13 protein-coding genes are annotated in these 12,416 nt (G+C 57.6%); 7 read left to right on the top strand and 6 right to left on the bottom strand.

What is annotated here, in order from left to right; genetic code table 11:
* Positions 1 to 84 precede the first annotated feature (84 nt).
* Positions 85 to 432 carry a YecR family lipoprotein gene (gene yecR, locus G9X48_RS07520; protein WP_007868822.1) on the bottom strand — a complete coding sequence of 116 codons (348 nt, stop codon included), beginning with the start codon at positions 430 to 432 and terminating at the stop codon, positions 85 to 87.
* A gap of 279 nt (positions 433 to 711) precedes the next feature.
* On the opposite strand from yecR, the gene G9X48_RS07515 reads away from it, so the two are divergent.
* Complete coding sequence (locus G9X48_RS07515; protein ID WP_105607925.1) at positions 712 to 1,968, top strand: methyl-accepting chemotaxis protein; 1,257 nt, start codon at positions 712 to 714, stop codon at positions 1,966 to 1,968.
* Positions 1,969 to 2,105: 137 nt separating this feature from the next.
* Positions 2,106 to 2,744 (top strand): RpiB/LacA/LacB family sugar-phosphate isomerase, encoded by a 639-nt coding sequence (locus G9X48_RS07510; protein ID WP_004387990.1) that lies wholly within the window; start codon positions 2,106 to 2,108, stop codon positions 2,742 to 2,744.
* 39 nt (positions 2,745 to 2,783) lie between these two features.
* Here the strand turns inward: G9X48_RS07510 and G9X48_RS07505 are convergent, their stop codons facing one another.
* Positions 2,784 to 4,205: an MFS transporter gene (locus G9X48_RS07505; protein ID WP_097648001.1), complete on the bottom strand. Its 1,422-nt coding sequence runs from the start codon at positions 4,203 to 4,205 to the stop codon at positions 2,784 to 2,786.
* 207 nt (positions 4,206 to 4,412) lie between these two features.
* Here G9X48_RS07505 and azuC point away from each other — a divergent pair, with 207 nt between their 5' ends.
* Complete coding sequence (gene azuC, locus G9X48_RS07500) at positions 4,413 to 4,496, top strand: stress response protein AzuC (RefSeq protein ID WP_015386592.1); 84 nt, start codon at positions 4,413 to 4,415, stop codon at positions 4,494 to 4,496.
* 186 nt (positions 4,497 to 4,682) lie between these two features.
* On the top strand, positions 4,683 to 4,931 hold the full coding sequence (locus G9X48_RS07495) for a DUF2766 family protein (protein WP_004387991.1): 249 nt from the start codon (positions 4,683 to 4,685) through the stop codon (positions 4,929 to 4,931).
* Between the two features lie 25 nt (positions 4,932 to 4,956).
* Here the strand turns inward: G9X48_RS07495 and G9X48_RS07490 are convergent, their stop codons facing one another.
* The 4 genes from G9X48_RS07490 to G9X48_RS07475 form a co-directional block, all read right to left on the bottom strand.
* A complete protein-coding gene (locus G9X48_RS07490; protein ID WP_004387992.1) occupies positions 4,957 to 5,559 on the bottom strand; it encodes a LysE family translocator in 603 nt (200 codons plus the stop codon).
* A 37-nt stretch (positions 5,560 to 5,596) separates the two neighbouring features.
* Positions 5,597 to 6,439, bottom strand: coding sequence for an AraC family transcriptional regulator (locus tag G9X48_RS07485; protein WP_032988418.1), 843 nt, complete (start codon positions 6,437 to 6,439; stop codon positions 5,597 to 5,599).
* A 98-nt stretch (positions 6,440 to 6,537) separates the two neighbouring features.
* Complete coding sequence (locus tag G9X48_RS07480; protein WP_076736376.1) at positions 6,538 to 7,881, bottom strand: anaerobic C4-dicarboxylate transporter; 1,344 nt, start codon at positions 7,879 to 7,881, stop codon at positions 6,538 to 6,540.
* A 200-nt stretch (positions 7,882 to 8,081) separates the two neighbouring features.
* Positions 8,082 to 8,582 carry a non-heme ferritin-like protein gene (locus G9X48_RS07475; RefSeq protein WP_007868804.1) on the bottom strand — a complete coding sequence of 167 codons (501 nt, stop codon included), beginning with the start codon at positions 8,580 to 8,582 and terminating at the stop codon, positions 8,082 to 8,084.
* Between the two features lie 466 nt (positions 8,583 to 9,048).
* On the opposite strand from G9X48_RS07475, the gene G9X48_RS07470 reads away from it, so the two are divergent.
* The 3 genes from G9X48_RS07470 to araG all read left to right on the top strand — a co-directional run bounded on the left by G9X48_RS07470 (position 9,049) and on the right by araG (position 12,411).
* Positions 9,049 to 9,555 (top strand): cupin, encoded by a 507-nt coding sequence (locus G9X48_RS07470; protein WP_097641382.1) that lies wholly within the window; start codon positions 9,049 to 9,051, stop codon positions 9,553 to 9,555.
* Between the two features lie 288 nt (positions 9,556 to 9,843).
* Positions 9,844 to 10,833: an arabinose ABC transporter substrate-binding protein AraF gene (gene araF, locus G9X48_RS07465; protein ID WP_004384880.1), complete on the top strand. Its 990-nt coding sequence runs from the start codon at positions 9,844 to 9,846 to the stop codon at positions 10,831 to 10,833.
* Between the two features lie 63 nt (positions 10,834 to 10,896).
* Positions 10,897 to 12,411: an L-arabinose ABC transporter ATP-binding protein AraG gene (gene araG / locus G9X48_RS07460; RefSeq protein ID WP_004384881.1), complete on the top strand. Its 1,515-nt coding sequence runs from the start codon at positions 10,897 to 10,899 to the stop codon at positions 12,409 to 12,411.
* Positions 12,412 to 12,416 lie beyond the last annotated feature (5 nt).

Below are 12,416 nucleotides of genomic sequence, written 5' to 3'. Positions count from 1 at the left end.
AAACGTAAGAAGGAAAATAACAGGGGGAAGAAAAAAGAAGCGTACACACAGCCACCGCCAGGCGGCGGCAGCTGTAACGCCGGTTTACCAGCCGCTGACCGCGCGGTTATTAATGGTAAAACCCCGGCACTGATACTCCAGCACGATAGATTCCGTCATGCATTGCGTGCCGGTGATAACTGAACAGGTTTTGACTGGCGCACCGTAGGCTTCCGCCACGGCATAGCCCCAGTCCTGACACTGGCGGTTCGCCATAGACTGCGCGACGTAGTTATCGACTTTCGCATGTTGCAGCGGTTGTTCGCTGATACCGAGTCTCACGGTGCCGGTAACTTTACTGCCGCCAACCACTTCCGGCGTTTTAGTAATGGTGCAACCGCTCAGCGCGAGCAGCGCGGTAATGAAAATGACCTTGCGCATCGGTGTTCTCACAAAGTTTGCCTTCATAACATCATGCCACGCCATAGCCTGTCGCAATCGCCTGAAAAGCCCCCGGATCACCCCGTATCCCGCGCTTTAGCAAAACGCTCACGCACCGTGACTTTAAATAATCACTTAAGTTTATTGTTGCAATGCTTAAGTTCTGCGCGCGCAGGCCGACAACTACGATACGGTCAGTCTTTATCTGTGACGTAAAGAAATGCAGAAAAGGCAGGGATGGGTACCGTCATGTCTGCGCAGGGATGGCTTCTTTACACCAGGAATCAACATATGAATTTTATTCGCAATGTTAAAATCCGTGCGATGGTGGTATGGGTCTTGCTCTTATCCACCATCGCCTGGGTGGGGGTTTCCGGAGCGACGCTCTGGTTTCTTCATCACCTGGAAAATAGTCTTACGCTGAATGCTGAACAGGCGGGCTGGGTCAACACCGCGCAATGGCTGTTGAGTCTCTCCGTCGTGGGCAGTATTACCCTCACCATTCTGATGGAGCGCTACCTCTACTTCTGTCTGGTGCGCCCCGTTGAGATCATTCGCGGGCACCTGCACGTGCTGGCAGACGGCAATCTCGAGGTCGAACTTCAGGATCTCGGCCGCAACTGTGTCGGGCTGATGGTGCCGTATATCCAGCGCATGCAGGATAACTGGGAGAAAACCGTCAGCGCCATTCGCACCAGTGCGGAAACCATTCGCAGCCATTCGGGTGAAGTCTCGGGCGTGAATACCGAGCTTTCCACGCGTTCGGAAGAGCAGGCGGCGGCGCTGGAGCAAACCAGCTCCAGCATGCAGCAACTCAGCAGCACGGTAAAACTCAACGCTGAAAACGCGAGCCATGCCAGCAAGCTTTCCGGTAACGCCACGCGCACGGCGCAAGCCGGTGGAGACTCCGTGAAACAGGTGATGGAAACCATGTCGCGCATCTCCAGCAGCTCCAGCAAAATTGTCGATATCACCACGGTGATCAACAGCATCGCATTCCAGACTAATATTCTGGCGCTCAACGCCGCCGTGGAAGCGGCGCGCGCGGGCGAGCAGGGGCGTGGTTTTGCCGTGGTAGCCGGTGAAGTGCGCAATCTCGCGAGCCGCAGCGCGCAGGCGGCGAAAGAGATAGAAACGCTGCTTAACGAATCGGTCAGCAATATTCAGACCGGCTCCGGCCAGGTGAAGAAAGCGGGCGAGGCGATGGATGAAATTCTGACTGCCGTGCGCCAGGTGAACGATATTATGGGTGAAATCGCCAGCGCGTCCGGCGAGCAGAGCGATGGTATCAGTCAGGTGGGCATCGCAGTAAAAGAGATGGACGCTGTCACCCAGCAGAACGTACAACTGGTGCAGCAGTCCGTGCTGGCGTCAAACGATCTGGAGCGCCAGGCCACGCACCTGACTGAAGTGGTTGGCCTGTTCCGCCTGCGCGGACAGACGGCACGCGCGACGCCTGCCGCTGCAGCGCCGCTCGTGCGGCCCGCGCTGGCCGGCAGCGCCGCGCCAAAGGCAACAGCCACAGAAACCAACTGGGAAACCTTCTGACAAAACGGGCATGAAAGAAAACTGTGAGCACCACTCTATTTTTTAAAACAATATTTCATTTAATTTGAAAGTTTGTTTGGTGAATAGTATGGTTGACTCACAGTTTGCTATTCATAGCCTTTTCAGGAGAGAACCCAATGAAAATTGCACTGATGATGGAAAACAGTCAGGCGGCCAAAAACGCGATCATCTATAAAGAGCTGAAAGCGGTGGCGGATGAAAAAGCGTTCCCGGTGTATAACGTCGGCATGAGTGATGAGAACGATCATCATCTCACCTACATTCACCTCGGGATTATGGCGAGCATCCTGCTGAATTCCAGAGCGGTGGATTTTGTGGTGACTGGTTGCGGCACCGGGCAGGGCGCGCTGATGTCCCTGAATATTCATCCGGGCGTAGTGTGCGGCTACTGCATCGATCCGGCGGACGCGTTCCTGTTCGCGCAAATCAACAACGGTAACGCGCTGGCGCTGCCGTTCGCGAAAGGTTTTGGCTGGGGCGCGGAACTCAACGTGCGCTTTATCTTTGAAAAAGCGTTTACCGGGCGCAAAGGCGAGGGCTATCCGCCGGAGCGTAAAGAGCCGCAGGTGCGCAACGCGGGCATTCTGAACCAGGTGAAAGCCGCCGTGGTGAAAGAGAACTATCTCGATACCCTGCGCGCCATCGATCCTGAACTGGTGAAAACCGCTGTTTCCGGCGAGCGCTTCCAGCAGTGCTTCTTTGATAACTGCCAGGATAAATCGATCGAAGGTTTCGTGCGTGAAATCCTTGGCTGATAATGCCTGGTGAAAAAGCCAGCCCGCGGGCTGGCTTTTTTACGCCCGTTTGCCGGAGACGCTGTGGCCCGCATGCGCGGTGAGGCGCAGCGTATCAAACATCCCCGCCAGGCTTATCAGCGCAATCACCACAAACGCCAGCCGGAAACTCGCGCCCGGAATATTGGCGCTCAAAAAAGACGTACTTATTACCTCGCCAAGCCGGATGCCGATAGCGCCCAGCGTCACGCCAAGCCCCACGGCGAGCTGCGTGGCGGTGCTGAACAGCGTATTGGCGTAACTCATTTCGCCCGAAGGCACATCTGCAAAAGCCAGCGTGCTGATGCCGGTAAACTGAATCGAGCGAAACACGCCGCCCAGGAAAAGTATCAGCAGAATAAGCCACACCGGGGTCTGCGGCGTCAGCAGCGCGCAGGCAAGCAGCGCCAGCACGTTCAGCAGGCCGTTAATCAGCAGCAGCTTTTTAAATCCGAGCCAGCGGATAAGCGGTGTTGTGGCAGGTTTTATCGTCAGGTTGCCCGCGAAAACCGCCAGCACCAGCAGCCCGGAGTGAAACGCGTCCATGCCGAAGCCCACCTGAAACAGCAGCGGCAACAGAAACGGCACGGCGCTGATCGACGCACGAAACAGCGAACCGCCGTACATCGTGACGCGAAATGTCGGTACGGCCATCGCATCAAGGCGGATCATCGGGAACGGCGCGCGGCGAAAATGGCGCAGCGCGAAGACCAGCGCCCCGCATCCCGCCAGCAGCAGCGCGCCTGCGAGCAGGCCGTTTGATTCGCGCGCGGCCAGCATTTCCATCGCGCAGACCAGCGCCACCATCGCCAGCGCGGTGGCGAGAAAACCGGGCGTATCAAACGGGCGGCGAACGTCATCGTGATTATCAGGAATAAGACGCCAGGCGAGCGCCATCACGACAAGCCCGGCGGGCAGGTTAATAAAGAAAATCCAGCGCCAGTTTGCATAACTGGTGATAAACCCGCCGAGCGGCGGCCCGATAATGGGCGCCACCAGCGCGGGCCAGGTCAGCGTGGCGATAGCCGTAATCAGCTGGTGTTTGGGCGTGACGCGCAGCACCGCGAGACGGCCGACCGGCACCATCAGCGCGCCGCCCGCGCCCTGCAATACGCGCATCAGTACAAACATTTCAAGCGAGTTAGCGAGCCCGCACAGCACCGACGCGCCGGTAAAAATCCCCAGCGCCAGCGTAAACACCTTACGCGCACCGAAACGGTCGGCAATCCAGCCACTTGCCGGGATCAAGACCGCGAGCGTCAGCAGATAAGCGCTGATGCCAATATTCAGCGCGACCGCTTCGACACCGAAGGTGTGCGCCATCGTCGGCAGGGCAGTCGCTATCACCGTACCGTCGAGGAACTCCATAAAAAACGCGCCCGCCACCAGCAGCGCGGCGGGAGAGACGCCGCCTGCGCTGGCTTTCGCCATTTTCTGCCCCATACCCGCCCTCTAAAATTTTTTTATAAAAATTAATCAAATTGCACAAGCGTTAAGTGCCGGAAATGAAAGCAATTTGTTAACATTCAGTTCATTTTCATTAACAGCGTGGTGTGATTTTAATCACAAAATGATTGATTTTTGTGATGCGGGTCATATTATTGGCGGGTAGCAACACGCTAACCAGAATGAATAAAACCGGAGCACGCCATGAAACTGCGTAAAATCCTTAAAAGCATGTTTGAAAATTACTGCAAAACCTTCAAAGACGTTCCGCCAGCCGGGATGTTCTGATAAAAAACCTGCCGCTGGCAGGTTTTTTTATGTCCGCATTTCTTGTTATACCCGCCATTGCCTCGTTCTGAAACCCTTAGTGCTGATTTATGAAATGATGGTTCATTTTGAAACCTTCAGCGTGCCAGGTTCGCAATTGCCGGGCTTTGCCGCTACTATGTGCGCCTTCACGCTAAGGAGAATGCAATGTCCCAATCCCTCACTGCCGAAGATGAACTGGTTTCCGACGTCGTCGCCTGCCAGTTGGTGATTAAACAGATCCTGGACGTTATCGACGTCATCGCGCCGGTAGAAGTGCGCGACAAAATGGCGAGCCAGCTGAAAAGCATCGATTTCTCCGGCCATCCTTCCGCCGATCCGGTGACGCTGCGCGCCATTCAGAAAGCGGTGGCGCTGATTGAGCTGCGCTTCACCCCGCAGAACGAAGCGCACTAAGCAAAACGGCCCCGCGGGGCCGTTTTCAGTTAAAAAATCCCATCCAGGCGCAGGCGAACAGCCACAGCGCCATCAGCCGCTGAAAGCGCACCAGCGCTTTGTCGCTGCGAAATACCCGCTGCACGCCGCTGCCAAGCCAGGCCCAGGCGGCGAGGCACAGCAGCGAAATCACAAGAAAGCCCAGCGCCTGAAACGAAAGTGTGGTGAGCGCGCGGCCGCTGTGCGGCGCGAAGACCGTCACCACCGCCATCGCCATCATCCAGGTTTTCGGGTTAATCAGCTGTAATGCCGCCGCCGCGCCAGCGCCAAACGGTTTGCTCGCCTCGCCCGAGAGCGAGACCGCGGGTGAACGGAACAGCTGCCAGCTCATCCACGTCAGCCACAGCGCGCCAGCGAGCGCCATCAGACGCGCAAGCCAGGGGGCGTGGCGCAGCGCTTCACCCGGCCCGACGCCGCACATCAGCACAATAGCGCTGGAGGCCAGGCACGCGCCGACAACCGCGGGCAGCGTCGCGCGGGTGCCGTAACGCTGGCTGTTGGAGAGAATCAAAATGTTGGTCGGCCCCGGCGTAATCGAGGCCACAAAAGCGAAGAATAAAAAGGGCAGTTGTTGTGTAAGCAGGCTCATAGCATCTCCCGTTGTCTGAGCCTTTATCCTGCGTGACTCAGGCGCTGGCGTCTGGAAGATTCGTGCAGAGTTTGCGGTAGTGGGCGGGCGAGAGCCGATAGGCGCGCTGGAACCAGCGCCCCAGATGGCTTTGATCGGCGAAACCGAGCGCCGCCGCCACGTCCACAGGCGTCATGCCGCGCGCAAGCATCGCTCTGGCGCGGGCGAGGCGCAGTTGCACCAGCCAGGCGTGGGGCGCCATACCAAAGGCGTGTTTAAACGTGCGCGACAGCGTAAAGCGATCGGTGCCGAGCGCCTGTGCCAGTTCCGCCAGCCCGATATTCTCACCGAGATGCGCATACAGATAATCACGGGCGCGCTGCGCCATCTGCGCGTCGCGAATTTCACCTGGCAGCCGTTTGCGCCACTGGCACTGGTGCGTGAGCTGGCTTAACAGGTTATCCATCACGCCCTGCTGCACAATGCGCATTTCATCGTGATGCAGCGCGGTGAATGTCGAGGCAATCGCCTGTACCAGCGCGGGCTCACGGGCGATGGTGCGGGCGAAGTGTAGCTCGTAGCTGTCCGGCACGGTGGCGTAGAGCCCGCCGAGCGTTTCCCGCAGCCAGCGTTCATCGAGATAAAAAGTGAGATAGGTAAAGCCGCCCGCCAGCGGCGCGTCGCCGTCATGGGTTTCGCCGGGCTCCAGCAGAAACGCCGCACCCGGCGTGCTCTGGTGACGCTCACGGCGACAGTGAAACTGCTGGGTACCGGCGAGCGTCATGCCCACCAGATAGCTGTCGTGCCAGTGCGGATCGTAAGCGTGGCCTTCAAAATGGGCGCGGATGGTTTCGATGCCGGTGTCAGCGTGCTGACGTAATTCAATCCAGTCTTTAGCCATAGCGTCTCCTGTGAAAGGAAACTCTAGCATAACGAGTCTTTAACAAAAGTCTGGAAGATTTGTGCAGGCGGCCCGCAGACCGCCCTGTTTGAGATGCATCAGAAGAAGAGTTGCACCAGCAGATAGCTGGCAGCGCAGGCGCAGCTGACGCCAATCAGCCCCGGCAGGATAAAGCTGTGGTTTAAAATAAATTTGCCGATGCGCGTGGTGCCGGAGCGGTCAAAACCGATGCACGCGAGGTCGCTTGGGTAGGTCGGCAGCACGAAATAGCCGTAAGAGGCCGGGAAAAACGCCACCAGCATTTTCGGCTCGACGCCCAGCATCAGCCCCATCGGAGCGACCGCGGTCAGCGCCGCCGCCTGGCTGTTCACCAGTTTCGAGACCAGAAACAGCACGATCGCGTAGGTCCAGGGGTGGCTTTTCACCACGCCTTCCAGCGCCAGTTTCAGCTCGTTTAAATGCGCCTGGAAAAAGGTGTCGCTCATCCACGCCACGCCAAACACCGAGAAAATCGCCACCATCCCGGCTTTAAACACCGCACCGCTGGAAATGGACGCCGCGTTCACTTTGCAGACGACGAGCATCACCGCGCCTGCAATCAGCATCATCATCTGGATAACCAGATTCATGGAGAGCGGGGCGATGTTGCCTTTCACCTCAAATGCCGGACGCAGCGCGGGGATCGCGCCGAGCAGCACCACCAGCGCAATGGCGGCGAAGAAAATCCACGTGGACCACCAGGCGTGTTTGTCAAAGCGCTGATTCATCAGCGTTTCGCTGCCGCCATAGAGGTATTCACGCTGTTTCGGGTCGCGCAGACGCGCCTGGAACGCCTCGTCGTCTTTTAAATCTTTACCGCGCCGCAGGCTCCAGAGCGCGGCGACCAGCACGCCGAAGAGCGACGCCGGTACGGAAACCGCGAGAATTTCCAGAATGCTCCATGCCTCGCCAACGCCATGCTGCGCGCCGAGAATCGACACCAGTGATACCACGGCGACCGACACCGGCGAGGCGGTAATCGCCATTTGTGAGGCGACGGACGCCACGGCCATCGGGCGTTCCGGGCGTATGTCTTTCTTCAGCGCGATGTCGGCAATAATCGGGAACATGGTGTAGACCACATGCCCTGTGCCGCACAGAAACGTCAGCGTCCAGGTGGTGAGCGGTGCCAGCAGCGTGATGTGCTGTGGGTGACGGCGCAGCAGGCGTTCTGCGAACTGCATCATCACGTTCAGGCCGCCCGCGGTTTGCAGCGTGGCGGCGCAGCCTATCACCGCAAGGATGGTCAGCATCACGTCCACCGGCGGCTTGCCCGGCTCCAGCCCAAAGATAAAGGTTAAAAGAAACAGCCCGATGCCGCTGATGAGGCCAAGCCCCATCCCGCCGAAGCGGGTGCCTGCCAGCAAACACAAAATAATGACGATAAATTCGAGAGTAATCATAAGGCTCCTGCCACGTAACATGCGTTGAATCGCAGAAGCATTACAGAATGCAGGGTTAATCAACGGGAGCCAGATCGTATTTATAAAAACCTAACAAAAACAATACATTGTTAACGTATCGATAACGTTGAGCGAAAAGAAAGGGAAGGAAAAGCGAAGGAAAACGTAAGCGCCCTCAGGTGAGGGCGCGGGGATCAAAATCAGGGGGTCTGTTCCATCATGACAAGCAGACGCTGGTCCGCTTCTTCGGCACACAAGCCAGCCTGACGGGCCTGAGTGAGTTCGTTAAGAATGGTCGCGAGCAGCGCTTCGTCCTGGCGCAGCTCCTGTTCAAACTCGCCAAGCATGGCGAGCATCGCGTCATCACGCGCCGCCTGCGCTTCGCTCATCAGACGCGCCAGCGCCGCATGGCGTCCGCCAAGCTCATCTTTCATCTGATGAAAAATCGCTTCCAGGCTTGAGCAGTCGGGTTTCACCGATTTTAGCGCGCCGACCACCGGGTTCGCGCCAGTCTGTTTAAGGTAATCGAACAGCCGCATCATCTGAGTGACGTTGTGCTGCGCCTGCTGGCGCAGTACCGTCGCGCTGCCGTTCAGGCTCTGCTGCGCACACCAGTCGCTGTAATAGAGGCACAGGTTGGATGCGTAAAATTCCTGATTCATTTGTGCATTGAGTTTCTGCACCACGCCGAGGGGAGCCATATAAATATCCTTATTGACAGGGTTAAGGGAAACGGTCGTTGACCGCGACGCGTGTACGCTTGCCCGTCAGGTCCTGGCGGGTGGCCACGTGTCAGCCGTTATAAAACGTAAGCATCATCGCTCCCTGATGTATTAAGCCTGGTATAACTGTGGCTATTTGCCAGTCCAACCGATTCTTTCTTAAAACGTGACGCAGCGCTGGAATGCTTCCGGGGCGACCTTCGTTGCCGGTACGCCCGACGCAGCGGATACGTTTTATTCTCGTTTAAGCAAAAAGAAATGAAAAAGCGCGTTGTTGCTGACGACAGGGGGTGAGGGAAGCGCATTATGCCTGTCGATATATTATGGTGGCTAAACATTACGATGAACCGCGGCGCGCGAACACGCCCCTCACATCGATTCCCCTGGTAAAGCGGCATGGCGCGGCGGGCTACACTTACGCTTTGTTCGCGACAAGGAGGAGAGTATGACTAACGCCTGTGAAACGCTTTATCTGCGCGAGCCTTGCGGCGGCGTGCCGAATAACGTGCTGCCAGTGCTGCTTTATCGCCATGTGTTGCCCGAAGACGCTGACGACGCGGCGGTCTGGTTTGAACAGCGCTTCGGGCAGCATCAGTGGCCGGCACGCTGGCGCTACCCGGTTTTCACTTACACCCATTTTCATACCATCACGCATGAAGTGCTCGGTATCTATGCGGGCGAGGCGCAGATCCAGTTAGGCGGTGAAGCGGGGCCCGTTGTCACGCTTCGCACCGGCGACGCGGTGCTGATCCCGGCAGGTGTCGGGCATAAGCAAATCGACGCCAGCGCCGATTTCATGGCGGTGGGCGCGTACCCGGAAGGGCTGTCGCCCGATAAATTCCTGGATGAACCCGCGCAACTGGCGCAAACGCGTAAAAATGTGGCGCAAGTGGCAACGCCCGGGCGCGATCCGCTCTATGGCACAGAAGGCGGTCTTGTCACCCTCTGGTAACGGTCAGGGATTCTCTGGCTGGGCTTATGGATATATCTGCTAAATCCTCGTTGAATCATCATACATATCGGGCCAGATTTATGCCCGATATTGCTGTATTTATGTACGCAATCACTGTAATTCCATGATGTGATTTCGCTCTCCTATGGAGAATTAATTTCCCGCTAAAACTATCTCCAGCGTTCGCCGCTTCCGGGAGGGAACGGCTAATACGTTGTTTTCTGTCCGATTAAAAGAACCTTTCAGGTTTTTACCCTGCATAAAAGAAAGCTAAAGCTGGAGATACCCATGCACAAATTTACTAAAGCGCTGGCGGCCATCGGGCTCGCCGCCGTTATGTCACAATCCGCTATCGCAGAAACCATGAAGCTCGGTTTTCTGGTGAAACAGCCTGAAGAGCCGTGGTTCCAGACCGAATGGAAATTCGCTGATAAAGCGGGCAAAGACCTGGGTTTTGAAGTCATCAAAATTGCGGTGCCGGATGGCGAGAAAACCCTCAACGCCATCGACAGCCTGGCGGCGAGCGGGGCGAAAGGCTTTGTTATCTGTACGCCAGACCCGAAACTCGGCTCGGCGATTGTCGCGAAAGCGCGCGGCTACGATATGAAAGTCATCGCCGTGGATGACCAGTTCGTGACCGCCAAAGGCAAACCGATGGAAACTGTGCCGCTGGTGATGATGGCCGCGACCAAAATCGGCGAGCGCCAGGGCCAGGAACTCTATAAAGAGATGCAGAAACGCGGCTGGGACGTGAAAGAAACGGCTGTGATGGCGATTACCGCCGACGAGCTCGACACCGCGCGTCGCCGCACCACCGGCTCCATGGACGCGCTGAAAGCCGCAGGCTTCCCGGAAAAACAGATCTATAAAGTCCCGACCAAATCCAACGACATCCCCGGCGCGTTTGACGCCGCCAACTCCATGCTGGTTCAGCATCCTGAAGTGAAACACTGGCTGGTGGTCGGCATGAACGATAACACCGTGCTGGGCGGCGTGCGCGCCACCGAAGGGCAGGGCTTTAAAGCGGCTGACGTTATCGGCATCGGCATCAACGGCGTGGATGCGGTGAGCGAGCTGTCCAAAGCGCAGGCTACCGGTTTCTACGGTTCGCTGCTGCCAAGCCCGGACGTACACGGCTATAAATCCAGCGAAATGCTCTACAACTGGGTGACCAAAGGGGCAGAGCCGCCGAAATTCACCGAAGTGACCGACGTGGTGCTGATTACTCGCGACAACTTCAAAGAAGAGCTGGCGAAGAAAGGACTTGGCGGCAAGTAATGGGCGATTTATCGCGGTTCGGGCGCGCCTGCGCGCCCGCTTTTTGAGTGGCCCGGAGGTAACATGCAGACATCGTCACCTTATCTTTCGTTTCGCGGCATCGGGAAAACCTTTCCCGGTGTGAAGGCGCTTTCGGATATCAGCTTTGACTGCCACGCAGGCCAGGTTCATGCGCTGATGGGCGAAAACGGCGCCGGTAAATCGACACTGTTAAAAATTCTCAGCGGCAACTACGCGCCGACCACCGGCACTATTGCCATCAAAGGCGAAGACGTTACGTTTAGCGACACCACGGCGGCGCTCAACGCGGGCGTCGCTATCATCTACCAGGAGCTGCATCTGGTGCCGGAGATGAGCGTGGCGGAAAACATCTATCTGGGCCAGATCCCTCACAAGGCCGGGATAGTCAACCGCTCGCTGCTCAACTACGAGGCGAAGCTGCAACTGGAGCATCTGGGGCTCGATATCGACCCGCAGACCCCGCTGAAATATCTCTCCATCGGCCAGTGGCAGATGGTGGAAATCGCCAAAGCGCTGGCGCGCAACGCCAAAATCATCGCCTTCGACGAGCCGACCAGCTCGCTCTCGGCGCGTGAGATTGAACACCTGTTCCGCGTGATCCGCGAGCTGCGCAAAGAAGGGCGCGTCATTCTTTATGTGTCGCACCGTATGGAAGAGATCTTCGCGTTAAGTGACGCCATTACGGTGTTTAAAGATGGCCGCTACGTGCGCACCTTTAGCGACATGCAGCAGGTGAACCACGACAGCCTGGTGCAGGCGATGGTCGGGCGCGATCTCGGTGATATTTACGGCTGGCAGCCGCGCAGCTATGGCCCGGAGCGGCTGCGTCTTGAAGCGGTGAAAGCGCCGGGCGTGCGCGCGCCGGTGAGCCTGAGCGTGAAGAGCGGCGAAATCGTCGGCCTGTTTGGGCTGGTGGGCGCCGGGCGCAGCGAATTAATGAAAGGCCTGTTCGGCGGCACGCGCATTACCAGCGGCCAGGTGCTGATTGACGGCGAGCCGGTCGCTATCCGCGCGCCGGGCGACGCCATTCGCGCGGGCATGATGCTCTGCCCGGAAGACCGCAAAGCCGACGGCATCATTCCGGTACATTCCGTGCAGGACAACATCAACATCAGCGCGCGGCGCAAGCACATCAGCGCGGGCTGTCTTATCAATAACGGCTGGGAGCAGGAGAACGCCCGCCATCATATTCGCTCGCTGAATATCAAAACCCCCGGCGCTGAGCAGTTAATTATGAATCTCTCCGGCGGCAACCAGCAGAAGGCGATACTCGGCCGCTGGCTGTCGGAAGAGATGAAAGTGATTTTGCTTGATGAGCCAACCCGCGGGATTGACGTTGGGGCGAAACATGAAATCTACAACGTGATTTACGCGCTGGCGGCGCAGGGGGTGGCGGTGCTTTTCGCCTCCAGCGATCTGCCGGAAGTCCTCGGCGTGGCCGACCGCATTGTTGTCATGCGTGAAGGCGAAATCGCCGGTGAATTACTGCACGAGGAGGCCAGCGAATCAACGGCGCTCAGCCTCGCTATGCCCAAAACCAGCCAGGCTGTCGCTTAAGTAAG

Source organism: Cronobacter sp. HA18006, from assembly GCF_011605445.1.
In the GTDB taxonomy this organism is placed as follows: Bacteria; Pseudomonadota; Gammaproteobacteria; order Enterobacterales; family Enterobacteriaceae; genus Cronobacter; species Cronobacter sakazakii.
Note: the sequence above shows the minus strand (reverse complement) of the source record. Positions and strands in the feature narration are given on the sequence as shown.

Bases quoted from the DNA above. Each gene is read 5' to 3' on its own strand.
- G9X48_RS07515 (WP_105607925.1), top strand. From the start codon at position 712: ATGAATTTTATTCGCAATGTTAAAATCCGTGCGATGGTGGTATGGGTC.
- G9X48_RS07510 (WP_004387990.1), top strand. From the start codon at position 2,106: ATGAAAATTGCACTGATGATGGAAAACAGTCAGGCGGCCAAAAACGCG.
- G9X48_RS07505 (WP_097648001.1), bottom strand. From the start codon at position 4,205: ATGGGGCAGAAAATGGCGAAAGCCAGCGCAGGCGGCGTCTCTCCCGCC.
- azuC (WP_015386592.1), top strand. From the start codon at position 4,413: ATGAAACTGCGTAAAATCCTTAAAAGCATGTTTGAAAATTACTGCAAA.
- G9X48_RS07495 (WP_004387991.1), top strand. From the start codon at position 4,683: ATGTCCCAATCCCTCACTGCCGAAGATGAACTGGTTTCCGACGTCGTC.
- G9X48_RS07490 (WP_004387992.1), bottom strand. From the start codon at position 5,559: ATGAGCCTGCTTACACAACAACTGCCCTTTTTATTCTTCGCTTTTGTG.
- G9X48_RS07485 (WP_032988418.1), bottom strand. From the start codon at position 6,439: ATGGCTAAAGACTGGATTGAATTACGTCAGCACGCTGACACCGGCATC.
- G9X48_RS07480 (WP_076736376.1), bottom strand. From the start codon at position 7,881: ATGATTACTCTCGAATTTATCGTCATTATTTTGTGTTTGCTGGCAGGC.
- G9X48_RS07475 (WP_007868804.1), bottom strand. From the start codon at position 8,582: ATGGCTCCCCTCGGCGTGGTGCAGAAACTCAATGCACAAATGAATCAG.
- G9X48_RS07470 (WP_097641382.1), top strand. From the start codon at position 9,049: ATGACTAACGCCTGTGAAACGCTTTATCTGCGCGAGCCTTGCGGCGGC.
- araF (WP_004384880.1), top strand. From the start codon at position 9,844: ATGCACAAATTTACTAAAGCGCTGGCGGCCATCGGGCTCGCCGCCGTT.
- araG (WP_004384881.1), top strand. From the start codon at position 10,897: ATGCAGACATCGTCACCTTATCTTTCGTTTCGCGGCATCGGGAAAACC.